Here is a 23753-nt window from a genome sequence, read left to right on the forward strand (position 1 = left end):
AATCCATCCCCTGCCACAAACAATCACCAAATAAATCAAATGATTAAGATGATTTCTCAGGAGATGGCCATTGCTGCGACAAATGCAACGACTGCCCGTCGGAAACGGTAACGATAATTTTTACCGAGTCCTCCGGGGAAATATTTAAACTGAGTTTCGTTAAATCAATGGGTTGATTAGCGGGTAAAGAAAGGGTTGTTTTCTGCTGTGTACGGCTTTGCCCTCCTTTCCCATCACGAACGGCAAAAATTTGGACTTCGCACACGCAGGGTTTACTGAGCGTAACCTGGGGGACAATGGTGTAAATTTCACCTTGTTGCGTGGTATTAAATGTAATCTGACTGGAGAGCGCGGCAAGGAGTAATAGCGTATTCATCATATCCTCACGAAAAAAACAGGGCTTTCGCCCTGTTTATTATGAGTACCCGACCTGAATCAGTACTGGTTAGCCGTGGCGTTGTTGCCGAAGCCGACCTGAGTAACCGATACCTGGGAGTCGGACGCAGTCTGGTTAACCAGCGCGCCGTTGCGGCCACCAAACTGGCTCACAACGATATCAGAGTTTTTGGCATTCCACTGATCGATAGTCGCGCTGTTTCTGTACCCATTCTGGGTCAGGTCAATGCCGCTGTTGTCAGCGCCCTGGCCTACGTCTGCGCCGTTACCATGACCATATTGTTTGATGGACAGATCTGATTTACGAGCATCGCTTTGCAGAGCAAGAGCAGAGTTTGCGCTACCGTACTGGAAAATACTCAGGGTAGATTCAGGGCCGGAATTATTACCGCCATTATTATGACCGCCGCCACCGCCCCACTGCGGAACAACACCTGCCAGAGCACTGCCAGAAACTACGATTGCTGCGAATGCTGCCACTTTTAAAAGTTTCATGGTAAACCCCCATCGGATTGATTTAAAAGTCGTCATGGTATTAACGTTGCGTAACGCGAATAGCCATGCGCGACTGTCTCTGCACTACAACTGCTGTTTTTTGCGTACCGTACTGCGTAATATCTGCTTTATTACCAGAACCTTTCTGAATAATCATTGCAGTATTACCATAAGAGCCTTGCGATATACTTGCATCATTGGCGTAACCCGCCTGATCAATATATGCAAGGTTATAAGCTCCTGACTGGTCAATCTTCGCCCGGTTATTTCCGCCTTCTTGTGAAATAACAGATAAAAGTTTTGAGCCGTCCTGGCGTGTTTTTGCACTATTATAAGTGCCCTTTTGACCAATAATGGCTGCCTGATTAAATGAAGACTTGCTTAATTCATTTACCGCAAAATTATATTCCGCATTTGCCAGATCATAACTTGTCGCGGCTGCAATCCCAGGCGCACCCAGTATTGTTAACATCATAAATAACAATTTGTTTTTCATGTTGTCACCCTGGACCTGGTCGTACATTACGTTAATTTAAAAGCATTTCAATTTGACTGTTAACGCGATTCGTTTTTTGTTAACGCCGCGTTACGATGAAGAGTATGTCCGTGGAAACATTTTAAATAACTCACCCGCGAGTGGTATTTTGATATTCAGCGTCACACCAAAGTGCTAATTCACTGTTGACTCCACTGTTATTTACGAAAAATTTATTTTCTTATCTGTAACGGGCTAAACATTTCTGCCAGTGAGAGGGAAAAACCGTTTTCTGCATATCATTATGCGTTTCTCCGGGCATCACACTGCATCGCCGTCACAACTCGTGACAAACATCATTTTTTTCTCACTAAAAATGTCCAGGCGGCCCTGAGTCGAACGTTTTAAAATTAACTTGTCAGACAAACTCAAAAATAATTTTAAATTATGATTTAAAATCAATAAGTTATTATAATTTGTATGATTTTTTAAATCTATGCAATAACAGCAACATGTACAACTTTTCTATCAAATCTAATCTCTAAAAAATCCACACATTAACATATGAATATATAATTTTACATTTTGTTACAAGTTTAACACTTGCTTTAAGGTTTGTAATGACTAGATTGAAATCAGTTGTAGTCCATCTGTTTTAATATTTTTACCCTTTTTGGGTCGATGTTTTATTTCTACACACAGCAGTGCAACATCTGTCAGTACTTCTGGTGCCTCGTATTTTAGCTGAGGCAGCTGTCAGATGTGCGACTAAAAAAAGTGGGGTTTCATCATGTTTAATGAAGTCCATAGTATTCATGGTCATACATTATTGTTGATCACAAAACCATCTTTACAGGCCACTGCATTATTGCAGCATTTAAAGCAATCACTGGCTGTTACCGGAAAACTACATAATATTCAACGTTCTCTGGATGATATATCCGCCAGTTGCATTGTTTTACTGGATATGATGGAAGCGGATAAAAAAATTATCCATTACTGGCAAGACAATTTGAGTCGGAAAAACAACAATATCAAGACGTTATTGTTGAACACTCCCGACGACTATCCCTTCCGTGATATTGAAAACTGGCCACATATCAATGGCGTGTTTTACGCAACGGAGGATGAAGAACGTGTCGTTAACGGCTTGCAGGGGATCCTGCGAGGCGAATGCTATTTTTCGCAAAAGCTGGCCAGTTACCTGATCACCCATTCAGGGAACTACCGTTACAACAGCACGGAATCAGCGCTTCTCACTCATCGTGAAAAAGAGATCCTCAATAAACTGCGAATCGGCGCCTCAAACATTGAAATCGCCCGCTCGCTTTTTATCAGCGAGAATACGGTAAAAACACATCTTTATAATCTTTTCAAAAAGATAGCTGTTAAAAACCGTACTCAGGCGGTCTCGTGGGCAAACGATAACCTCAGGCGATAAAGCCATGAAACGCTATCTGACCTGGATTGTGGCAGCAGAATTACTGCTTGCCGCAGGGAATCTTCACGCTGCGGAAGTTGAAGTGGAAGTTCCCGGACTCTTAACTGACCATACCGTCTCATCAGTCGGCCACAATTTTTATCGCGCCTTCAGCGACAAATGGGAAAGTGAGTACACAGGCAATTTGACCATCAATGAAAGACCCAGTGCGCGTTGGGGAAGTTGGATCACGATAACGGTAAATCAGGACGTTATATTCCAGACTTTTTTATTCCCAACGAAAAGAGACTTCGAGCGAACCGTTGACTTCGCGCTGGCGCAAACTGAAGAAGCATTAAATCGTCGGCAAATAGATCAAACGCTATTAAGCACGAGTGATTTAGCGCGCGATGAATTCTAAAATATGATTTAGTCTGGAGGCTGCCATGCGTGTCAAACATGCAGTAGTTATGCTCATGCTTATTTCACCATTAAGTTGGGCTGGAAATATGACATTCCAGTTCCGAAATCCTAATTTTGGTGGAAACCCAAATAACGGCGCATTTTTATTAAATAGCGCTCAGGCACAAAACTCTTATAAGGACCCAAGTTATTACGACGACTTCGGGATTGAAACCCCGTCTGCCCTGGATAACTTTACGCAGGCTATTCAATCGCAAATCCTTGGCGGATTGCTGACAAATATTAACACCGGCAAACCAGGCAGAATGGTGACCAATGATTTTATCATTGATATCGCCAACCGGGATGGGCAACTACGACTTAATGTCACGGACAGGAAAACCGGGAAAACCTCGACGATTGAAGTGTCAGGTTTGCAAACACAGTCAACCGATTTCTAAGCCCCAGCTACCAAAGGACAATAATCATGCAGCGCTTACTTATTTTGGTTGCAGTATGTTTACTGAGCGGATGCTTAACCGCCCCGCCTAAAGAAGCCGCGAAACCGACATTAATGCCTCGTGCGCAAAGCTATAAAGATTTGACGCACCTGCCGATGCCAACGGGTAAGATTTTTGTCTCGGTTTATAATATTCAGGATGAAACTGGCCAGTTTAAACCTTATCCGGCGAGTAACTTCTCGACTGCCGTTCCGCAGAGCGCCACCGCGATGCTGGTGACTGCGCTGAAAGACTCCCGCTGGTTTATCCCGCTGGAGCGTCAGGGACTGCAAAACCTGCTGAACGAACGCAAAATTATTCGTGCAGCGCAGGAAAACGGCACGGTGGCTATCAATAACCGAATCCCGCTTCAGTCCCTCACCGCCGCGAATATCATGGTGGAAGGGTCGATTATCGGTTACGAAAGCAACGTGAAGTCAGGCGGGGTCGGCGCGCGGTACTTCGGTATCGGTGCGGATACGCAGTATCAGCTTGACCAGATTGCGGTAAACCTGCGCGTGGTTAACGTCAGCACCGGCGAGATCCTCTCTTCGGTCAATACCAGCAAGACCATCCTTTCCTATGAAGTGCAGGCCGGGGTGTTCCGCTTTATTGATTACCAGCGACTGCTGGAAGGTGAAATCGGCTACACCTCTAATGAACCGGTGATGCTGTGTCTGATGTCAGCGATTGAAACGGGCGTTATCTTCCTGATTAACGACGGGATCGATCGCGGCCTGTGGGATTTGCAGAACAAAGCGGAGCGTCAGAACGACATTCTGGTGAAATACCGCCACATGTCCGTACCGCCGGAATCCTGATATTTCGCCAACCGTAGAATGCCCGATGGCGCAGGCTTATCGGACCTACAGCAGGCAGGATAAGTTTGCGCCATCAGGATTGACATCATATGAGCGTGGGGGAAACCTCACGCTTTTTTATTTGCTGACCGCCGTCGGCGAAGACTCTCTTACCCGACGAGACGCCAGCCACAGCCCGCTATTTTTCATCGCATAGCCAAACACGAGTCCCAGCGCCAGCGAAGGCAGAACCAGTCGCCAGTCCCCCTGCCCTGCAAACGTCGCGCATGCGCCGATAAAAGTGCCAGGCACAAAAGAAAGCAACAGCTGCTTCGCCTGAACGCACATCAAAAACGCGACGATTCCCGTCATGACGTAACTGACGATCTCCAGATGCGGAGCCAGCGCGCTGCCGTGAATAATCACCAGCGCCCACACCACGCCGCTCAGGAGCGTACATGCAGAAATCAATAACCCTTTCAGGCCGCCCTGCGGGCAGGCGAAATAGGCCGTACAGCCCAGAAAACCCGCCCAGCTGAGCAGGCCAAAGGAAACGGCCACCCATCCCCAGATACCGGAGAGAATGCCCGTTGTGATTGCAATGGAGATAAGTATATTCATGCCGCGCATCATAGCAGAAAAGCGGCATACGAATGAGATCACGCACACATTTTATGCAAGACAATTAATCATGTTGCACAACAAGGTGACTACGGTCACATTTACTCTTCAGCGCCTTCCTGTAACTCATCCCACATTGCGCCGATCGCATCGCGCGTCAACGGCGCCATCGTACGCCAGAATGGCGTCGCGGCATGGGCTTCCACTTTGCCAAGGAAAGTACCGCACCAGGGAAGCAGGTATTCAATAAACAGCGTTTCCAGCGCTTCGCTCTCATCTTCAGCAGACTGATCCTCCAGCCAGGAGGCGGCCAGCAGCAGCGTACCGATATGGTCGGCAGGGGTATCCGCCAACGGCATACCGCGAGCGGAAAGAAACGCGCGAACATCGGACTCCTTCGCCCCTTCCACCCAGGCGCTGCGATAAGGCGACACGGCGCACTCGTCGCCGACAAACAGCGCATTGTAGTCCGCCGCCAGTTGGGTCATGTCGCAACTTTTCTGCAACCGCGCCAGAAGCTCATCCTGCTCCAGCGGCCAGCTTGCCGACAATTTACCCTCGCGGATCAGCGTAAACAGAGGAACCAGCAGAGGGTCCTGCGGTTGGCGGTAATACAGCGATCCCAGCACACGACACAGGATAGAAAACTCATTCATTGATATATTCCAGTTATCAGCAATTAAAGTTCAGCAAACTCCGGGATCGGCGCCATACCGCGCGATTCCAGAAATCTCAGTAAGCGTCCTGGCGAAACGTTTAAAACGCGTTCTTCCGGGAAATCCACTTCATCCAGGATCTTCCGGCATTCGGCAAATTCACCGAGTGTAAACGCAGTATGGGAATCCGACCCTAACGCCACCCATCCGCCAGCGTCACGCACGGCTGAGGCCACCGCGCGGCAATTATCTTCACTGCCTTTGCGCGAATGCAGGAATGACGAGTTATTAATTTCCAGCGCCACCTGGTATTTAGCCGCCGCCTGCGCAATCGCGGTGATATCGACAGGATACTTCGGGTTACCCGGATGGCTGATAATATGCACATTTCCGCTGGCCATCGTGGCAATCATCGCCTGGGTATTGGTCTCTTTATCGTGCGGCGCGAAAACCGGTTCATGGAAACCGGCGATAATCACATCCAGCGAGTTCAGCATCGGGCCCGTGCAGTCAATCTCGCCATCGATATTCTTGATGTTGGCTTCAATACCGCGAAGAATGCCCACCCCGTCAACCAGACGCGGCCAGATACGCATGTTGATAAAGTGCCAGTGATGCGGAGCATCGGCCATATCCGGGCCGTGATCGGTAATGGCAAAGAGCTTAATACCTTTGCGTTTCGCTTCGGCAATATAATCGTGCAAGGTACTGTATGCGTGGGTGCTGGCGACGGTATGCATATGCAAGTCAACGGGATACATAACTCACTCCTGTAGTCGTTTTCCGACAAGGATAGCAGGTATCGTCGCCATTTATTAGTCGAAACCCGGCGCTAACCGGGTTGTCATCAGTAGCCGCGAACGCGATCGACCTGACCCGTCACGGATTCGCCGCGTTCCAGATGCGTAATGGTGCGCGAAATATAGTCCACGGCTTCCGCCGGGCGGGTGACGGCGGCAATGTGCGGCGTCATCGCCACGCGAGGGTGTTGCCAGAGCGGACTCTCTTTTGGCAGCGGCTCGCGGCTGAAAACATCCAGCATCGCCCCTTTGAGTTTTTCGCTATTCAACGCGGCAAGCAGATCGTCCTCATTAACATGCACGCCACGCGCCAGGTTAAGCAGGTAAGCGCCATCCCGTAACTGATTGAGCAAGCCGGAATTAATAATGCCCACCGTCTCCGCCGTATTTGGCAGCAGGTTGATCAGCACCCTTGTTTGATTCAGGAATGCGCCTAACTCCTCAGCTCCCGCAAAACTCTCTACGCCAGGCCAGGATTTACGGCTACGGCTCCAGCAGCGAAGCGGGAATCCCCATGCCTGGAGCGCTTCAGCGACTTTGGCGCCCAGCACCCCTGCCCCCATAATACCGACGGTGAACTCATCACGATCATATTCCGGCAGCGGCTGCCATGTTGACTGGTTTTTCAGCGCCTGATAATCATCGAAACGGCGGAACCAATGCAGCACCTGGCTCACGGCATACTCCTGCATTTGCAGGCCCATGCCGGTATCTTCCAGGCGGAACAGCGGGATAGAGGCATCCAGCATTTCCGGGTGCGCTTTGAGCTTACTCAGAATGGAATCCACACCTGCGCCAAGCGCAAATACGGCTTTTAGCTTCCGTCCTTCGAGCATCTCCACCGGCGGATGCCACACGAGCGCATAATCCGCAGGTTCGTTATCACCGGGTTTCCATTCACGAATATTCGCGCCGGGAATCGCCTTTGCCAAAGCGTTAAGCCACCAGGCCGTATCGAAGGTCGGGTGATAGAACATTATCTCCATGTTGACTCCTGAGTGTTGTTGTGCGGAATTTACTCGCACTTATTATCATCATTTTCATAGGGATCATCAGCATAACAAATTTAGAGATGCTGGCAAAAAAAGCAGTTTCCGCTTATTTAAACTGCATGTTGATTGAAGTTTGTGTAATTGCACGATTTTTTAGAAAAGGTGATTGACGCCGGGGGCGTATTTCCCTAAATTAGCGCCCGTTCCAGCAACACTGGAACGACAATATGGTGAGGTGTCCGAGTGGCTGAAGGAGCACGCCTGGAAAGTGTGTATACGGCAACGTATCGGGGGTTCGAATCCCCCCCTCACCGCCATATTCAAGAAAGAGCTCGTACGAAAGTATGGGCTTTTTTTTTCGCATGTTGCACGTACTGTGGGGGGATGAGAACCCACGACCGGGGTTCGACAACTGGCGGCAGCCAGTTGGACAGACCGCGAACGCAGAGAGCGGGCTGCCCGCAGGGCGAGCGAAGCGAGTCAATCCCCCCCTCACCGCCATATTCGGAAAAAGAGCTCGTACGAAAGTACGGGCTTTTTTTTGCCTATTGCACATGCTATCCGGCTGACAAGAACACCGTAGGCCCGGTAAGCGTTAGCGCCACCGGGCTCCCGCACATCGCCGGATGGCAGCGCAAGCGCCTTATCCGGCCTACAAAAAACAAAGCCCGGTTTCCCGGGCTATGAGATCTGACGACGCTTCAGTTATAGGCATGAAGGGTTCGTTGGCACAATGCCGAACGCACGCAGTCGTCTTTATGGAAACGGACAATACCTATCATCTCATCTTCTTCAAAGCGAGCTAACGCATCACTTAACCCTGATTGAACATGAGTCGGTAAATCGCACTGGGTAATGTCGCCATTTACGATAACCGTCACGTTCTCCCCGAGGCGCGTTAAGAACATCTTCATTTGCGCAGCAGTCACATTCTGAGCCTCGTCAAGAATGACGACTGCATTTTCAAATGTACGTCCGCGCATATAGGCGAACGGCGCGATTTCCACCTTACCAATCTCAGGCCGCAGGCAGTATTGCATAAAAGACGCGCCCAGGCGTTTCACCAGTACGTCATAGACGGGCCGGAAATAAGGCGCGAACTTCTCGGATATATCGCCTGGTAAGAAGCCGAGATCTTCATCGGCCTGCAAAACCGGACGGGTAACAATAATCCTGTCTACATCTTTATGTATCAGGGCCTCTGCTGCTTTTGCCGCACTGATCCAGGTTTTTCCACACCCGGCTTCGCCAGTGGCGAAGATCAGTTGTTTACTCTCGATAGCATTCAGGTAGTGCTCCTGAGCCTCATTTCGCGCTACGATTGGTGTGGCGTCACGGCTATCACGCGCCATGCCTATCGCTTCTACGCCGCTCATCTGCACAAGCGAGGTGACCGATTCTTCTTCACGTTGTTTGTGGCTACGCGAATCCCGTCTCAGCACACGTTTTGCTTCACGACGAGCTTTGATCACTGCTTTTTGTCTTCCCATGGATAGCACCTTGAGTTGTTGGTATACATCACACGCGCCGTTGACGGCACGATTATGCGCACGAACATCTGAGGGTTGGCTTCCTTGTAAGCCATTGCTTGCTTTTTGAAAAGACGCCCTACACGGCTACGCGCACCGAATACGGCGTCAGTAACAGGGATAAAAAGAGGAAGTGAGAGGAATTTAGCGGTGACGACAGGGCTACCGGAGGAGAGGCATCCGCATAAGTTATTGCTGTTACTGTGAAAAACGTGTCCAGTACAGGACCTTACCATTCGCGATCTCCATAGTGAAAAGTGTCATCACTGCCGGGAACTACCGCTATTACGTATTAGTACAACATAATTTATCATTAATGCAACAACATATTTACCATGCATTAACTAAAGTTCCCCTTTGCACTGGCAATAGTCTCTTACAGAGATATTACAAAATTATTTCACCTGAATGCTCATAGTAAAAATTAATACTTTCATTCATCGACATACAGAGAAACACGCCACAATTCTGAATAAAAAGCCCGCGCATGGCGGGCTATGAAAGTAAACGGGCAGCGGTCAGATTACTCTGCCTGTAAACGCGACGGCGGTGCGGAGTGGTAATACGCATCCGCTTTCGCAAAACGTTCTTGCATAGCCGACGACGGCGCTTTACCCAGCAGGCTAAAGACCACAATCCCGATGCTGCCGAAAATGAAGCCAGGGATGATTTCGTACAGATCCAGCCAGCCAAACTGTTTCCAGACAATAACCGTCAGCGCCCCGATAACCATTCCGGCCAGCGCGCCGTTACGGGTCATACGCGACCACATCACCGAGAACAGCACGACCGGGCCAAACGCCGCGCCGAAGCCCGCCCACGCATAGCTCACCAGACCGAGCACGCGGTTTTCAGGGTTAGCAGCCAGCGCGATAGACACCAGCGCAACCACCAGCACCATAATGCGCCCTACCCATACCAGCTCTTTCTGGCTCGCGCCTTTACGCAAGAAGGCTTTATACAAATCTTCGGTAATCGCGCTGGAGCACACCAGCAGCTGGCAGCTTAACGTCGACATCACCGCCGCGAGAATAGCGGACAGCAGAATACCGGCAATCCACGGATTGAACAGGATTTGCGCCAGTTCAATGAACACGCGCTCCGAGTTCTGATTCACCGCTCCGGCCAGTGCCGGGTTATTGTTAAAGTAAGCAATACCGAAGAAGCCGACAGCCACCGCCCCCGCCAGACACAGGATCATCCAGCTCATACTGATGCGACGCGCGTGCACGATGCTGTGGTGAGAATCCGCCGCCATAAAGCGCGCCAGAATATGCGGTTGACCAAAGTAGCCCAGCCCCCAGCCCATCAGGGAGATGATGGCGACAAAGTTCAGTCCCTTGAGCATATCCACATTCTCAATGCTCTTTTGTTTAATCACTTCCAGGGAGTCACCAAAACCGCCGACGCTGATGATCACCATAACAGGCGTCAGAATCAGGGCGAAAATCATCAGGCTGGCCTGGACGGTGTCGGTCCAGCTCACGGCCAGGAAGCCGCCAATAAAGGTGTAGATAATGGTGGCTGCCGCCCCCGCCCACAGCGCGGTTTCATAGCTCATGCCAAAGGTGCTTTCAAACAGACGCGCCCCTGCCACAATCCCCGATGCGCAATAAATGGTGAAAAACAGCAGGATAACCAGGGCAGAGATAATGCGCAGAACGCGACTTTTATCTTCAAAACGCCCGGTAAAATAATCCGGCAGAGTCAGGGCGTTATCATTAAATTCAGTGTGGACGCGTAAACGTCCCGCCACCAGTTTCCAGTTAATCCATGCCCCTAACGTCAGACCAATCGCGATCCAGCTTTCAGAAATCCCCGACAGGAAAATCGCCCCCGGCAGACCCATCAGCAGCCAGCCGCTCATATCAGATGCGCCAGCGGATAATGCCGTCACAAACGGCCCAAGGCTGCGGCCGCCGAGAATATAGTCATCAAAGTTTTTGGTCGAACGCCATGCAATAAACCCTATCAATATCATGCCAAAGATATAGACACAAAACGTCACCAACATCGGTGTGCTAATAGCCATCAAAAGTCTCCAGATTTTATGTGCCGACAATAATAAAAGCTGCCGTTTTATACCCTGCCGGAACGTGGCAATGGTGTTTATGTTTACCAGGGCGACCGTATCCTGCCGGAAGCGGTGGTCATTCACAATCGATTTAACACATCATTTACATCAAATTTTATTCGGGTGGGATACTATTTTTCTCCAGGTTGCACTCTCTCACATTTTTTAAGGTTGCACCTTTCAAAAGTGTTAACTGCCGCAGAGAAAAAGATTTGGTTATTGTTTTTATCCCATCCAGAAGCGTCTCTTCTTTTAACATTTCATTCATTTTTAAGCTTGCAAGGCAGGTCACATTTAACGAGGTTGCACAAAGTTGCAACATGGTGGATATTTCTCGATAACTATCAGCAGCACATATCAGAACAACAGGAGTAGACGGCATGGGAACCACCACGATGGGGGTTAAGCTGGACGACGCGACGCGCGAACGTATTAAAACAGCAGCAACACGAATTGATCGCACCCCACACTGGCTGATCAAACAGGCAATCTTTAATTATCTGGAAAAACTGGAAAGCGACGAGGCGTTACCGGAGTTGCCCGCCCTGCTGGCTGGCGCCGCCAATGAAGGCGATGAGTCAACCGCACAGCAGGAAGAAAACCACCAGCCTTTCCTTGAGTTTGCCGAGCAGATCCTGCCTCAGTCGGTCTCCCGCGCCGCGATTACCGCAGCTTACCGTCGCGCCGAAACCGATGCGGTGCCGATGTTAATGGAGCAGGCGCGTCTGCCGCAGCCGGTGGCCGAACAAGCCCACAAGCTGGCCTATCAACTGGCGGAGAAACTGCGTAACCAGAAAACGGCCAGCGGCCGCGCCGGGATGGTGCAGGGGCTGTTGCAGGAGTTCTCCCTCTCCTCGCAGGAAGGCGTCGCGCTGATGTGCCTTGCAGAAGCGCTGCTGCGTATCCCGGATAAAGCGACGCGTGACGCGCTCATCCGCGACAAAATCAGCAACGGCAACTGGCAGTCGCATATTGGCCGCAGCCCGTCGCTGTTTGTTAATGCCGCCACCTGGGGTCTGTTGTTTACCGGCAAGCTGGTCTCTACCCATAACGAAGCCAGTCTCTCTCGCTCGCTGAACCGGATTATCGGTAAGAGCGGCGAGCCGCTGATCCGCAAAGGCGTGGACATGGCAATGCGCCTGATGGGCGAGCAGTTCGTCACCGGCGAAACCATCGCCGAAGCGCTGGCAAATGCGCGTAAGCTGGAAGACAAGGGCTTTCGCTACTCCTACGATATGTTAGGCGAAGCGGCGCTGACCGCCGCCGATGCGCAGGCTTATATGGTTTCGTATCAGCAGGCTATTCACGCCATTGGCAAAGCGTCTAACGGACGCGGAATTTATGAAGGGCCGGGGATCTCCATCAAGCTTTCCGCCCTGCACCCGCGCTACAGCCGCGCGCAGTATGACCGCGTGATGGAGGAGCTGTATCCGCGCCTGAAATCCCTGACGCTGCTGGCGCGTCAGTATGATATCGGCATCAACATCGACGCCGAAGAAGCTGACCGTCTGGAAATCTCCCTCGACCTGCTGGAAAAACTTTGTTTTGAGCCGGAACTGGCTGGCTGGAACGGCATCGGTTTCGTGATTCAGGCCTATCAGAAACGCTGCCCGTTTGTGATTGATTATCTGATTGATCTCGCCACGCGCAGCCGTCGTCGCCTGATGATCCGCCTGGTGAAAGGCGCGTACTGGGACAGTGAAATCAAACGCGCCCAAATGGACGGACTGGAGGGATACCCGGTTTACACCCGCAAGGTCTATACCGACGTTTCTTATCTGGCCTGCGCGAAAAAACTGCTCGCCGTACCGAATCTGATTTACCCGCAGTTTGCGACCCATAACGCCCATACTCTGGCGGCGATTTATCAACTGGCGGGGCAGAACTACTATCCGGGCCAGTATGAATTCCAGTGTCTGCACGGCATGGGCGAACCGCTGTACGAGCAGGTAACCGGTAAAGTGGCGGATGGCAAACTCAACCGTCCGTGTCGTATTTATGCCCCAGTCGGCACGCATGAAACGCTGCTGGCGTATCTGGTGCGCCGCCTGCTGGAAAACGGCGCTAACACCTCCTTCGTTAACCGTATTGCCGACGCCACGCTGCCGCTGGATGAACTGGTCGCCGACCCGGTGGAGGCCGTGGAAAAACTGGCGCAGCAAGAAGGGCAAACCGGCTTGCCGCATCCGAAAATCCCGCTGCCTCGCGACCTCTACGGACAAGGCCGGGAAAACTCCGGCGGGTTGGATCTGGCTAACGAACACCGTCTGGCTTCCCTCTCCTCCGCCCTGTTGAATAATGCGCTGCAAAAATGGCAGGCCAAACCGATGCTGGAACAGCCGGTCGCTGACGGAGAGATGACGCCGGTGATCAACCCGGCAGAGCCGAAAGACATCGTCGGCTACGTGCGCGAAGCCAGCGCTGCGGACGTTGAACAAGCGCTGCAAAACGCGGTTAACAACGCCCCTATCTGGTTTGCCACGCCACCGCAGGAACGCGCCGCCATCCTGCAACGCGCGGCGGTATTAATGGAAGGCCAAATGCAGCAGCTGATTGGCATTCTGGTACGCGAAGCCGGGAAAACCTTCAGTAATGCCATTGCAGAAGTACGCGAAGCGGTGGATTTCCTCCACTACTACGCCGGGCAGGTACGCGATGACTTTGATAACGAAACGCATCGTCCTTTAGGCCCGGTCGTCTGTATCAGCCCGTGGAACTTCCCGCTGGCCATCTTCACCGGACAAATTGCCGCTGCGCTGGCGGCGGGCAACAGCGTCCTGGCGAAACCGGCGGAACAAACGCCGCTGATTGCCGCCCAGGGCATCGCCATCTTACTGGAAGCCGGTGTTCCGCCGGGCGTAGTGCAGTTGCTGCCCGGCCAGGGGGAAACCGTTGGGGCGCAGTTAACCTCCGATGAGCGCGTACGCGGCGTGATGTTTACCGGCTCGACCGAAGTCGCCAGCTTATTGCAGCGTAACATCGCCACCCGTCTGGATGCGCAGGGTCGCCCGATTCCGCTGATTGCGGAAACCGGCGGGATGAACGCCATGATCGTGGACTCCTCCGCCCTTACCGAACAGGTGGTTGTGGATGTGCTGGCATCTGCGTTTGACAGTGCCGGGCAACGCTGCTCGGCGCTGCGCATACTGTGCTTGCAGGATGATATCGCCGACCACACCCTGAAAATGCTGCGCGGGGCAATGGCGGAATGCCGCATGGGCAATCCGGGCCGTCTGACCACCGACATTGGCCCGGTTATCGATAACGAAGCCAAAACCAATATCGAGCGCCATATTCAGGCGATGCGTACGAAAGGTCGTCCGGTATTCCAGGCCGTACGTGAAAACAGCGACGATGCGCGCGAATGGCAAAGCGGCACCTTTGTTCCGCCAACGCTGATTGAGCTGGAAAGTTTTGATGAGCTGCAAAAAGAGATCTTCGGGCCGGTGCTGCATGTGGTGCGTTACACGCGCAACCACCTTCCCGAACTGATTGCGCAGATCAACGCCTCCGGCTACGGTCTGACGCTGGGCGTACATACCCGAATTGACGAGACCATTGCGCAGGTCACCGGTTCAGCACACGCAGGCAACCTGTACGTCAACCGTAATATGGTCGGCGCGGTCGTGGGCGTCCAGCCATTCGGCGGCGAAGGCTTGTCCGGCACCGGGCCGAAAGCGGGCGGTCCGCTCTATCTCTACCGTCTGTTGGCAAATCGCCCGGAAAACGCGCTGGGCATTACGCTTGCCCGTCAGGATGCGGACTACCCGGTAGATGCCCAGCTTAAAGCCGCGCTGACTCAGCCGCTTGACGCGCTGACCGGGTGGGCGGCGGATCGCCCGGCTTTGCATACGCTTTGTCAGCAGTTTAGCGAGCTGGCGCAGGCCGGAACCCAGCGTTTGCTGCCCGGCCCTACCGGTGAGCGCAATACCTGGACGTTACTGCCGCGTGAACGCGTATTGTGTCTGGCTGATGACGAGCAGGACGCTCTGGTGCAGGTCGCCGCCGTGACAGCGGTCGGGAGTCTGATTTTGTGGCCGGACGATGCCTTCCATCGCGAACTGGCGAAGCGCCTGCCCGCTGCGGTTTGTGAACGTATTCAGTTTGCGAAAGCGGACACGCTGACTTCGCAGCCGTTCGATGCGGTGATCTTCCACGGCGATTCCGATCAGCTACGGGCGCTGTGCGAGGCGGTAGCCGCCCGTGACGGCGCGATCGTGTCGGTACAGGGCTTTGCCCGTGGTGAAACCAATATCCTGCTGGAGCGTCTGTATATCGAGCGCTCGCTCAGCGTTAACACCGCTGCGGCAGGTGGTAACGCCAGCCTGATGACAATTGGTTAAGGCTGTGGTTAATTAAGGCTTTGGAAAATGCCCGGTGGCGCTACGGCTCACCGGGCCTACAAAACACATTTGTAGGCCGGATCAGGCAAAGCCGCCATCCGGCAATGTTTTAGAGCCAGAGGGAAGTATGAAGCGAATTATATTCACATGCGCTGCGCTGCTACTCAGCGCTCCGGCACTGGCCGATGACTGCGCCAACGCCAGCACGCAAATGGAGATGAACACCTGCGCCGCCGCGCAATTTCAAACTGCCGATAAAAAACTCAATGAAACGTACCAGAATGCGCTAAAACGCGCCGAACCGCCGCAGCGTGACTTGCTGAAAAAAGCGCAAATCGCCTGGATTGCCCTGCGGGACGCCGACTGCGCGCTGGTCAGTTCCGGCACGGAAGGCGGCAGTATACAGCCGATGATCGCCAGCCAGTGCATGACGGACAAAACGGACGAACGCGAAGCGTTTTTAGCTTCGCTGCTGCAATGTGAGGAAGGCGATTTGAGCTGTCCGTTGCCGCCTGCCGGTTAACGTACGCGAATGCCTTCAATAATCATCCGCTGTACGCTTTCGACCGTTTGATTGAAAAAGGCTTCATCACGCAGCGTTGCGCCCGTTACCGCTTCGACCTGAGGCGCAAAATCGGCGTAATGCTGCGTTGAAGCCCAAATCATAAAGATCAGGTGATGCGGATCGACGGGCGCCAGTTTTCCACTGTTTACCCATCCGGCAATCAATGCCGATTTTTCGTCAATCAGCGCCTTCAAATCCCCGGTCAGTTCTTCCATCAGCAACGGCGCGCCCGCCAGCATCTCCATGCAAAAAAGCCGGGAAGCCTGCGGATAATCACGGGAGACCTCCAGTTTAAGACGGATGTACTCTTTGATCGCCACCAGCGGCGCGAAATCTTCACGAAAGGCCTTTAACGGCGCCAGCCAGATATCAAGGATTTGTCGCAGTACGGCGACATAAAGCGCCTCTTTCGACGGGTAATAATAGAGCAAGTTGGTTTTGGACACTCCCGCCAGTTCAGCCACCTGCTCCAGACGTGAACCATGAATACCGTACTGGGAAAACGTGTTTAATGCAGCGGTTAAAATCGCCTGGCGCTTGGCGCTGACGGCCTGTGAACGTTTACCTGTTTTTTTCTCTGCGCGTTGAACCATGCGCCCTCTCCTTGTTTTATTGCCGCCAGGATACCGTGGCAACGGCGCTTTTTTCTTTTTGAACGTCAGGACGCTTAGTTTGCGTCGCCTGCGGCGACACTTCAATCTTACGGACAAAAAAACCGCCGGAGGAACCGGCGGCGGTGGCATCATAACGTTTACCAGCGGCATGCGCTAAACATTATGGCGTTAACTTACAGGCTAGCTGTTACGGTTACCGTGACTGCTTTTGCCCCCTTTTTTGCCTGCTTCTGATGCACGCTGCGGGTCATTCTTAAAGTTGCCCCCGCTGTGCTGGCCACCTTTACGACCTGCTTCTGATGCTCTTTCGCGGTCTTCCGCAAAATTACCGGAACCGCCCCGATGGTTTGCCATTACTGACCTCCGTCATAGATTAGACATCATATTGCATCGGTGTTGAGGAAGATCTCCTCACGCGGCATATGGCAGACGCCACAATTATTGCCACGCGGAACTAAGCTTAGCGAAGTTACCCCGGCTGACCAGTAAATCGTAATATTCTGCAACAGGTTCGTCAGGGGGACAGGAATAATCCCCCCAGGAAATCAATAAGCCTCTCTTATGGTTAAAGAAATCCGAACGGCGAAAAATGTATCATTTTGCAACAAAAACGACGTTGATAAATTTTGTTATAAATCAAAGAAATGGTTGTGATATTTGCACTCTCTCCAGGACGTCATATCTTTAAATAGAGGTAGCGAATCGCTACGGACACGGTTAACTCGAGGAGTAGTGCAAAATGGCAAAAATTCTGGTGCTTTATTATTCCATGTACGGACACATCGAAACTATGGCGCATGCGGTGGCGGAAGGGGCAAACAAAGTGGACGGCGCAGAAGTCATTATCAAACGCGTACCGGAAACGATGCAGCCTGAAATCTTCGCAAAGGCCGGAGGTAAAACACAAAACGCACCAGTCGCAACCCCGCAGGAACTGCCTGATTACGACGCCATCATTTTTGGTACGCCGACGCGCTTTGGCAATATGTCAGGCCAGATGCGCACCTTCCTGGACCAGACGGGCGGTTTGTGGGCATCCGGCGCGTTGTATGGAAAACTCGCCAGCGTATTCAGCTCGACAGGCACCGGCGGCGGTCAGGAACAAACCATTACCTCAACCTGGACCACGCTGGCTCACCACGGCATGGTGATTGTCCCTATCGGTTACGCCGCGCAGGAACTGTTTGACGTCTCGCAGGTTCGCGGCGGTACGCCATACGGCGCCACCACAATTGCCGGGGGCGATGGTTCACGCCAGCCAAGCCAGGAAGAACTTTCTATCGCTCGCTATCAGGGTGAATATGTTGCAGGTCTGGCAGTAAAACTCAACGGCTAATCTTCAACAGGAGGATTCGAATGCCAACTCAAGAAGCGAAGGCTCATCACGTCGGCGAATGGGCAAGTCTGCGTAATACATCACCAGAAATAGCCGAAGCCATTTTTGAAGTCGCGAAGTATGACGAGAAACTGGCTGAAAAAATTTGGGAGGAAGGCAGCGACGAAGTGTTGCTTAAAGCCTTTGAGAAGACGGATAAAGATTCGCTATTTTGGGGCGAACAAACCATCGAACGTAAAAATGTCTGACCTTTTCTCCCCCGCCTGCGCGGGGGAGAACCTCTGCTATTTTGCCGCGCTGTTCAACACGTTATCGAACTTATCAAGAGGACAGAAGCCGTTTGCGTCTATCGGGCATCCTGCCAGTTCCAGCGTGACGCGCTGCGCCGGTGATTTCAGCGTCAGGACGTCCGCGTTACGCAACTGCTGCGAGCTCTGATACACATATTCGATTTTCATCAGGTCGCGATTGCCTTTGCTGTCATGCCAGCGCTGGAACACAATCTTGCCGCCAATCGGGGTGCGTTCGTACTGATCGTGCAACTGGTAAGGTTTGAAATCCAGCGCCGTCAGCAGCGAAGCAATATTCGAGTCATGCCCCACCAGAACGGTAATTTTCGGCGCGCTGCTACGGTCAGTCACCAGCGCTTTATCAATATATTTGACCAGCGGTTTGGCGACGTTGCGCGCCACTTCACCCGAGGTAAACAGGCTGTCCTGATACCCGTTCTTCAGCTTTGACAGGACTTTCCACTGCTGATCGGATTTAATCTCGCCCCAGGCGACCTGATCCATCGGGAAGCCTTCGTAGTATTGCAGCGTAAACGCATCCACCAGCGAGTTGCCGACTTTCAGCGGCCCCGAAACGCCAGGCTCCTCCTGATACTTCGCGCTAAAGGCGTCTTTGGCTTCGGTCAGCGAACACTGCTGTTTTTCTTTGCAGGACGGTGAATCTTTGTAGTCCGTCATCTGCGCCAGCAGTTGATAGCTGTCGTCAAGCTGCATCTGGCTGCGCTCTTTTTCCATCGCCTGCACCGCTTTCTGGCTAAACGCCGCAGAGTCATCGGTGATCACTGGATTAAACGTTGGGTCCATCGTGCCCATTTTTTCCTGATGATGTACCGGAATGTCGCACCCAGGGAAAGCGCCGGTGATAAAGAATTGTGCCGTCGCAACGGTGCGTTGCAGACTGTTGGCATAGGTATATACCGTGTCCGGCGTCGGGCATTCGCCTGACGTGACCATCCCCTGCTCCGCCAGCCATTCTCGCATGTAGTGGCCCATATAAATTTCCAGCACACCGCCTTTCGTGGTGAGCTGCCCGCCGGGCACATCCCACTCCGGCCACTGATTCGGCGTGGACTGCTCCAGCACGCTGCCATTATTGGCCAACGGCGCGCGCAAGTTGTGTCGGCTCATCATCAACACTTGTTGCAGTTGATAACCTTCCGGCGTTGTCTGCGCTTGCGCGGCGGACGACAATAAAACAACCCCTGCCACAGCGGCGACGAGTATCGATTTTTTCATCCCTACAACCTCTTGTTGTTATCAATCCTCATAGAGTGTGACAGAAATATGACATTTTTCCGGGAACGGTTTCGCAAAACGGGAGATTCCAGAAGATAACCGGCAGGTCAGCATGTTCCGGTTATTCCGAGATAAAAACCTCATACTTAATATTGCGGGCGCAATAAAAAGTGCCGTCCGTCAGATACAGTTCACGAAATCGCGTGTTATCAGAGATGTTGTCCAGCAGGGAACGCTCCGTATCGACAAATTCTTTTTGCACGCGGTAATGAACGGCGTTCTCCGTTTCAAAAGAGACATATTCCGTGGTGGCGTAGGGCTTATTTTTTGATTTCACGTACACGATATATTGCACGGTACTGGCCGTCAGCCCCGTTTTCGCCGCGATCTCTTTGAGACTCAACGTCTCAGAGGCATAAAGCGCCTGAACCTGCGCTATGCGTCGGTGATTATACGCCGTCACCCGAAGGCTCAGTTTCAGCCGATAAGCCATATTCCGCACGGCGGTAATATTGGTGTGAAGCAGTTGCGCTATCTGCTCTGTCGTGAGGATGCCCGCGTTTTCCCGCAGAATCGCAAGGCTTTCGTCGTTCCAGATAAATGCCATTGGGTATTTCTCCGTACGCGTCGTTCATCGCGCCGCCAGGCGCGCAAACGTGGCCTCTAACTCTGGCGGCTTACGCATACCCTGGTGTAGCTCCAGAACGCGTCCTTCGGGGTCAATCAGTACGGAGGTCGGCGTGCCGATCACCTGATAACGTTCCTGGGTAATGTTGAGCTGATCGCGCACCACCGGATAGGTTATCTGATGCTTTGCCAGCAGATCGTTAATCCTGACCGTTTCAGGGTCGGTATTGACCGCCACAACCACCACTTTATCGCCCCATTTTTTGCTCAGCGCTTCCAGCGTGTCCATTTCCGCCAGACACCCCCCGCATCCCGCAGACCAAAAATTCAGGTACACCGCCTTTCCTTGCCAGCGTTCAAGGCCTGACTCCTGGCCTTGCAGATCAAACGCCGCCAGCGCCGGGGCCGGTGCCCCGACCGCCAGTTTTTCTTCTTTACACCCGCTTATCAGGATCGCCGCCGCGAGTAACAGCACATTATGCCAGCGCATGTTGATTGGCCTCCTCACCCAGATATTTACCGTGTTGCAGCCGCAGAATACGGTCGGCAAACTGCCCAAGCGCAGGGTTGTGCGTCACCATCACAATCGTGCGCCCCTGACGATGCAGATCGGTGAGCAGATCCAGCACCCGCTGCTCATTCTCTTCATCCAGGTTACCCGTCGGTTCATCCGCGAAAATAACCGGCGGTTCGTTGACCAGCGCCCGGGCGATACACACACGCTGCTGCTCACCACCGGAAAGCTGGCTCGGCAGGTGCGTCACACGATGCCCAAGCCCTACCTGCTCCAGCACCTTCCTCGCCGCCGCTTCATCCACCACGCTGTGGTAATGCTGGGCGAGCATGATGTTTTCCAGCGCAGTTAAGAACGGGATCAAATGGAACTGCTGAAATACCAGGCCGATTTTCTCGGCGCGAAAGCGACGACGCCCCTCTTCATCCAGCGCGGCGGCATCGGTGCCATCAAGAAACACCTGCCCTTCCGTCGCCGTATCAAGGCACGTCAGAATATTCATCAGCGTGGTTTTACCAGAACCAGAAGCGCCCATAATGGCGACAAATTCACCCTGCGCAATGCGCAGATTAATGTCATCCAGGGCGGTAACGTCACCGAACCGTTTGTATAAGTGGCGGGTTTCGATCGCCACCTGAGGGATATGCGTAACGGACATGGCGCTACTCTCCTTTCAGCACTTTAGCAGGCTCGACGCTTACCGCGCGTCGCACCGGAACAATCGCCGCCAGAATGGCGACCAGTAAAGACAACACCAGAGTAATGGGCAACACCGGCAAACGCAGCGAAATGGCGGCATTAAACACCGTTAATCCCAACAGTTGCGCCAGCAAATATCCCAGCACCCAGCCGCACGCCACCGCCGCCAGCGCGATGATGCTGGTTTCCAGCAGAATTTGCCGCACGATATCGCCGTTGCTGGAACCAAGCGCTTTTTGCAGCGCAAACTCGCGCGCCCGCTCGCCGACAATCGCCATCAGCGTGGTATTCACGCACAGCGAAGAGAGCGCCAGAATCACGATCGAGACCAGCCCCATCAGACCTTTAATTTTATCCAGCACCTGCCCTTCGGAAGCAGAGACCTTACGCACCGGACGAATCTCCAGATCAGGATACTGCGCCTGCAACCGGCTGGCGTAGCTCTCCACCTGGCCGACATCGTTACTGACGCTCAGCAAGCCGTGGCTGATTTTGCCCGGCTGATGCAGCCAGGCCTGCGCCACGTCGAGGCTGACGATCAGCATGTTGTCCGTCGCATCGCCAGACTCCACAATGCCTTTAATCTGCAAATTCTTACGCTGATTGTGATCCACCAGCGTGATGCTGTCGCCCGGCTGCACGTTGAGGCGTTCCGCCAGTTTGACGCCGATCATCGCGTTACGGTCGTCAAAACTGACGCCAATCCAGCTACCGGTGACCTGCCAGTACGGCACCAGTTTTTGCAGCGACTCGAACCACACGCCAACCATCACCACTTTTTCCAGCTCGGTGCGCGCCATGCCGTACAACCACGGACTGGCGCCATGCACCAGCCCCTGCGGCGCCTGATCGAGAATGCTCTGCAACTCCTGCTGCGGCATACTGGAACCGTGCCCCGGCCCGATGTAAAAATTCGCGCCGAAGGTGCGCAGTTCTTCGCTCATTTTGGTGTTAATGTCGAACCAGACGGCAGAAAGCGCCGTCACGATGGTCGCCCCCACCATCAGCGCGGCAAACACCACGCTGACCCGCTGAAAACGCAGACGCAGCGCCCGCCACACCAGCAGCCAGAGCATGGTACGTTTAGCGGCCATACAGCACCTCCACAGGATACAGTCGGGCGATCCGCCGGGCCGGGAACCAGGTGCCGATCAACGCAATCAGTACCGCAATCACCAGTACGCACGGCACCACAATCCAGGCAAAATTAAGCGGCGCGTCGAAGAGCATGACGCCAATCGCTTTCGCCAGCCCCCACCCGGCAATACATCCCAGCGCACCGCCAGCCAGCCCGCTGGACGCCGCTTCCAGGTAGAACAACAGCATAATTTGCCACTGTCGCGCACCCAGCGCCTTCATCAAACCGATCTCTTTGGCGCGTTCCATAATGGTGCTGGTCATCAACGAGGCGATCCCCATTGCGGAAGCCGCCAGCGCCGCGACGGTAACGACCGCCATCAGCAGCTGAATTTTATCGATCACCACCCCTTCAGACGCCGCGACCTGCCATACCGGGCGCACTTCCGCACCGGAAATCGCCTCTTCCAGCTGATGCGCGATCGACGACACATAGGCCGTGCAATACCAGAGGTCGTACTCTTCGGCATTGAGCGCGTCCAGGTTTTCCCGCGCGCGGCGGGACAGCTCGTTTTCCGGCACCGTCAGCGCCGAGACGCGAATCGCCTGCACTTTTCCGGGTAGCCCCAGCAGGTGCTGTACCGTGCTTAGCGGCATCACCAGTTGGTTATCTTCATCGCCGCCGCTGGAGAGGATACCGCTGACGGTGACCTGCACCGCTTCGCCTTCGGTACGTAATGTCAGCTTATCACCGGGTTTCCAGCCCATTTGCCGCGCCAGCGCGTGCCCGACTAAGGTCTGCGGCTCTGCGCCTGCCGGTTCCTGCGGCCAGTCGCCGGTCACCTGCCAGTAAGGGCTGACCGTTTTCTGCCCCGTCTCATATCCCTCTTCATCAGGAATATCCACTGGCTGACTGAAGAAGGTGCCCAGAATCCGCACCGGTTCTCCCTCCACGCTGGCTTCGCCGCCGAGCATCGGCGCAAACCCGACAATGTTGTTTCGCCAGAAGATATCTTTGATGTTCGGCAGCTCGGCTTCATCAAGAAAATCCTGACCGGAAAGCGGATTACTGCTCTCACTAAACAGCGCGGGCAGCGCAGTCTGTCCGGCGGGTTCAATCAAAATGTTCGCACCATAAGACTTCAGCTCTCTGGACATTTTGTCGCCGATATCAATGGACACCGCCAGCAGCGCCGAGATCAGGCTGGAGGCCAGAAAAACGGTGATTATCGCCAGCACTTTGCGGCGTAAATTGCGCCCCCAGGATTGTCGTAACATCCGCCACAGCATGA

The 23753-nt window shown here is 53.2% G+C and carries 26 protein-coding genes and 1 tRNA gene; 9 read left to right on the forward strand and 18 right to left on the reverse strand.

What is annotated here, in order from left to right; genetic code table 11:
- Nucleotides 1–43 precede the first annotated feature (43 nt).
- From csgC to csgB, 3 genes are read right to left on the reverse strand one after another with little or no spacing between them, the layout of a single operon-like run.
- The gene (gene csgC, locus OGX81_RS16635) at nucleotides 44–376 is read right to left on the reverse strand and encodes a curli assembly chaperone CsgC (protein ID WP_024130449.1); all 333 of its coding nucleotides are present in this window, start codon (nucleotides 374–376) and stop codon (nucleotides 44–46) included.
- 59 nt (nucleotides 377–435) lie between these two features.
- The gene (csgA, locus tag OGX81_RS16640; protein WP_024130450.1) at nucleotides 436–891 is read right to left on the reverse strand and encodes a curli major subunit CsgA; all 456 of its coding nucleotides are present in this window, start codon (nucleotides 889–891) and stop codon (nucleotides 436–438) included.
- A gap of 40 nt (nucleotides 892–931) precedes the next feature.
- Entirely contained in the window at nucleotides 932–1387 is a 456-nt protein-coding gene (gene csgB, locus OGX81_RS16645) for a curli minor subunit CsgB (RefSeq protein ID WP_047457584.1), read from the reverse strand.
- Nucleotides 1388–2156: 769 nt separating this feature from the next.
- On the opposite strand from csgB, the gene csgD reads away from it, so the two are divergent.
- Genes csgD through csgG form a run of 4 tightly spaced genes read left to right on the forward strand, consistent with a single transcriptional unit; the run spans nucleotide 2157 to nucleotide 4509 of the window.
- Nucleotides 2157–2807 (forward strand): biofilm master transcriptional regulator CsgD, encoded by a 651-nt coding sequence (csgD, locus tag OGX81_RS16650; protein WP_012132891.1) that lies wholly within the window; start codon nucleotides 2157–2159, stop codon nucleotides 2805–2807.
- A gap of 4 nt (nucleotides 2808–2811) precedes the next feature.
- Entirely contained in the window at nucleotides 2812–3207 is a 396-nt protein-coding gene (gene csgE, locus OGX81_RS16655) for a curli production assembly/transport protein CsgE (protein ID WP_012132892.1), read from the forward strand.
- Nucleotides 3208–3232: 25 nt separating this feature from the next.
- Entirely contained in the window at nucleotides 3233–3649 is a 417-nt protein-coding gene (gene csgF / locus OGX81_RS16660) for a curli production assembly/transport protein CsgF (RefSeq protein ID WP_012132893.1), read from the forward strand.
- 26 nt (nucleotides 3650–3675) lie between these two features.
- Nucleotides 3676–4509, forward strand: a complete 834-nt coding sequence (csgG, locus tag OGX81_RS16665) for a curli production assembly/transport protein CsgG (protein ID WP_024130452.1) — start codon at nucleotides 3676–3678, stop codon at nucleotides 4507–4509.
- 117 nt (nucleotides 4510–4626) lie between these two features.
- On the opposite strand, the gene OGX81_RS16670 is transcribed toward csgG, so the two are convergent.
- The 4 genes from OGX81_RS16670 to ghrA form a co-directional block, all read right to left on the reverse strand.
- Nucleotides 4627–5109: a DUF1097 domain-containing protein gene (locus OGX81_RS16670; protein ID WP_146209156.1), complete on the reverse strand. Its 483-nt coding sequence runs from the start codon at nucleotides 5107–5109 to the stop codon at nucleotides 4627–4629.
- Nucleotides 5110–5210: 101 nt separating this feature from the next.
- The gene (locus OGX81_RS16675) at nucleotides 5211–5765 is read right to left on the reverse strand and encodes a TorD/DmsD family molecular chaperone (RefSeq protein ID WP_012132896.1); all 555 of its coding nucleotides are present in this window, start codon (nucleotides 5763–5765) and stop codon (nucleotides 5211–5213) included.
- Nucleotides 5766–5788: 23 nt separating this feature from the next.
- The gene (locus tag OGX81_RS16680; protein WP_104868808.1) at nucleotides 5789–6526 is read right to left on the reverse strand and encodes a phosphatase; all 738 of its coding nucleotides are present in this window, start codon (nucleotides 6524–6526) and stop codon (nucleotides 5789–5791) included.
- 86 nt (nucleotides 6527–6612) lie between these two features.
- Entirely contained in the window at nucleotides 6613–7551 is a 939-nt protein-coding gene (gene ghrA / locus OGX81_RS16685) for a glyoxylate/hydroxypyruvate reductase GhrA (protein ID WP_012132898.1), read from the reverse strand.
- A gap of 235 nt (nucleotides 7552–7786) precedes the next feature.
- Between ghrA and OGX81_RS16690 the strand changes: the two genes are divergently transcribed.
- Nucleotides 7787–7874: transfer RNA gene (locus tag OGX81_RS16690), tRNA-Ser, on the forward strand.
- Between the two features lie 384 nt (nucleotides 7875–8258).
- On the opposite strand, the gene phoH is transcribed toward OGX81_RS16690, so the two are convergent.
- From phoH to OGX81_RS16705, 3 genes are all read right to left on the reverse strand, one after another.
- Nucleotides 8259–9047: a phosphate starvation-inducible protein PhoH gene (gene phoH, locus OGX81_RS16695; RefSeq protein WP_047457616.1), complete on the reverse strand. Its 789-nt coding sequence runs from the start codon at nucleotides 9045–9047 to the stop codon at nucleotides 8259–8261.
- A gap of 562 nt (nucleotides 9048–9609) precedes the next feature.
- The gene (gene putP / locus OGX81_RS16700; RefSeq protein ID WP_024130454.1) at nucleotides 9610–11118 is read right to left on the reverse strand and encodes a sodium/proline symporter PutP; all 1509 of its coding nucleotides are present in this window, start codon (nucleotides 11116–11118) and stop codon (nucleotides 9610–9612) included.
- A 157-nt stretch (nucleotides 11119–11275) separates the two neighbouring features.
- Nucleotides 11276–11542 carry a hypothetical protein gene (locus tag OGX81_RS16705; RefSeq protein ID WP_123907508.1) on the reverse strand — a complete coding sequence of 89 codons (267 nt, stop codon included), beginning with the start codon at nucleotides 11540–11542 and terminating at the stop codon, nucleotides 11276–11278.
- Between OGX81_RS16705 and putA the strand changes: the two genes are divergently transcribed.
- Together putA and OGX81_RS16715 are read left to right on the forward strand one after the other, a co-directional pair.
- Nucleotides 11541–15503 carry a trifunctional transcriptional regulator/proline dehydrogenase/L-glutamate gamma-semialdehyde dehydrogenase gene (putA, locus tag OGX81_RS16710; RefSeq protein ID WP_101744371.1) on the forward strand — a complete coding sequence of 1321 codons (3963 nt, stop codon included), beginning with the start codon at nucleotides 11541–11543 and terminating at the stop codon, nucleotides 15501–15503. The two genes, OGX81_RS16705 and putA, sit on opposite strands and share 2 nt — an antisense overlap.
- 127 nt (nucleotides 15504–15630) lie before the next feature.
- Nucleotides 15631–16026, forward strand: coding sequence for a lysozyme inhibitor LprI family protein (locus OGX81_RS16715; protein ID WP_071258246.1), 396 nt, complete (start codon nucleotides 15631–15633; stop codon nucleotides 16024–16026).
- Here OGX81_RS16715 and rutR read toward each other — a convergent pair.
- Together rutR and OGX81_RS16725 are read right to left on the reverse strand one after the other, a co-directional pair.
- Nucleotides 16023–16661 (reverse strand): HTH-type transcriptional regulator RutR, encoded by a 639-nt coding sequence (gene rutR, locus OGX81_RS16720; protein ID WP_101744370.1) that lies wholly within the window; start codon nucleotides 16659–16661, stop codon nucleotides 16023–16025. The two genes, OGX81_RS16715 and rutR, sit on opposite strands and share 4 nt — an antisense overlap.
- 201 nt (nucleotides 16662–16862) lie before the next feature.
- Nucleotides 16863–17036 carry a con-10 family general stress protein gene (locus OGX81_RS16725; protein WP_012132907.1) on the reverse strand — a complete coding sequence of 58 codons (174 nt, stop codon included), beginning with the start codon at nucleotides 17034–17036 and terminating at the stop codon, nucleotides 16863–16865.
- Between the two features lie 385 nt (nucleotides 17037–17421).
- Here OGX81_RS16725 and wrbA point away from each other — a divergent pair, with 385 nt between their 5' ends.
- On the forward strand, nucleotides 17422–18018 hold the full coding sequence (wrbA, locus tag OGX81_RS16730; protein ID WP_047457630.1) for an NAD(P)H:quinone oxidoreductase: 597 nt from the start codon (nucleotides 17422–17424) through the stop codon (nucleotides 18016–18018).
- 20 nt (nucleotides 18019–18038) lie between these two features.
- A complete protein-coding gene (locus tag OGX81_RS16735; RefSeq protein ID WP_047457633.1) occupies nucleotides 18039–18266 on the forward strand; it encodes a YccJ family protein in 228 nt (75 codons plus the stop codon).
- Nucleotides 18267–18302: 36 nt separating this feature from the next.
- On the opposite strand, the gene agp is transcribed toward OGX81_RS16735, so the two are convergent.
- The 6 genes from agp to OGX81_RS16765 form a co-directional block, all read right to left on the reverse strand.
- Entirely contained in the window at nucleotides 18303–19544 is a 1242-nt protein-coding gene (gene agp, locus OGX81_RS16740; protein WP_104868809.1) for a bifunctional glucose-1-phosphatase/inositol phosphatase, read from the reverse strand.
- Between the two features lie 121 nt (nucleotides 19545–19665).
- Nucleotides 19666–20151 carry a hypothetical protein gene (locus OGX81_RS16745; protein ID WP_000874189.1) on the reverse strand — a complete coding sequence of 162 codons (486 nt, stop codon included), beginning with the start codon at nucleotides 20149–20151 and terminating at the stop codon, nucleotides 19666–19668.
- A 24-nt stretch (nucleotides 20152–20175) separates the two neighbouring features.
- Nucleotides 20176–20661, reverse strand: coding sequence for a TlpA family protein disulfide reductase (locus OGX81_RS16750; RefSeq protein ID WP_012132911.1), 486 nt, complete (start codon nucleotides 20659–20661; stop codon nucleotides 20176–20178).
- Complete coding sequence (locus OGX81_RS16755; RefSeq protein WP_000117262.1) at nucleotides 20648–21343, reverse strand: ABC transporter ATP-binding protein; 696 nt, start codon at nucleotides 21341–21343, stop codon at nucleotides 20648–20650. Before OGX81_RS16755 ends, OGX81_RS16750 begins: the two co-directional genes overlap by 14 nt.
- A 4-nt stretch (nucleotides 21344–21347) precedes the next feature.
- Nucleotides 21348–22478: an ABC transporter permease gene (locus OGX81_RS16760; RefSeq protein ID WP_012132912.1), complete on the reverse strand. Its 1131-nt coding sequence runs from the start codon at nucleotides 22476–22478 to the stop codon at nucleotides 21348–21350.
- Entirely contained in the window at nucleotides 22468–23751 is a 1284-nt protein-coding gene (locus OGX81_RS16765) for an ABC transporter permease (protein WP_104868811.1), read from the reverse strand. Before OGX81_RS16765 ends, OGX81_RS16760 begins: the two co-directional genes overlap by 11 nt.
- Nucleotides 23752–23753: the final 2 nt, after the last annotated feature.

Source organism: Citrobacter sp. CK206, from assembly GCF_030333125.1.
GTDB classification, from domain to species: Bacteria; Pseudomonadota; Gammaproteobacteria; order Enterobacterales; family Enterobacteriaceae; genus Citrobacter_B; species Citrobacter_B koseri.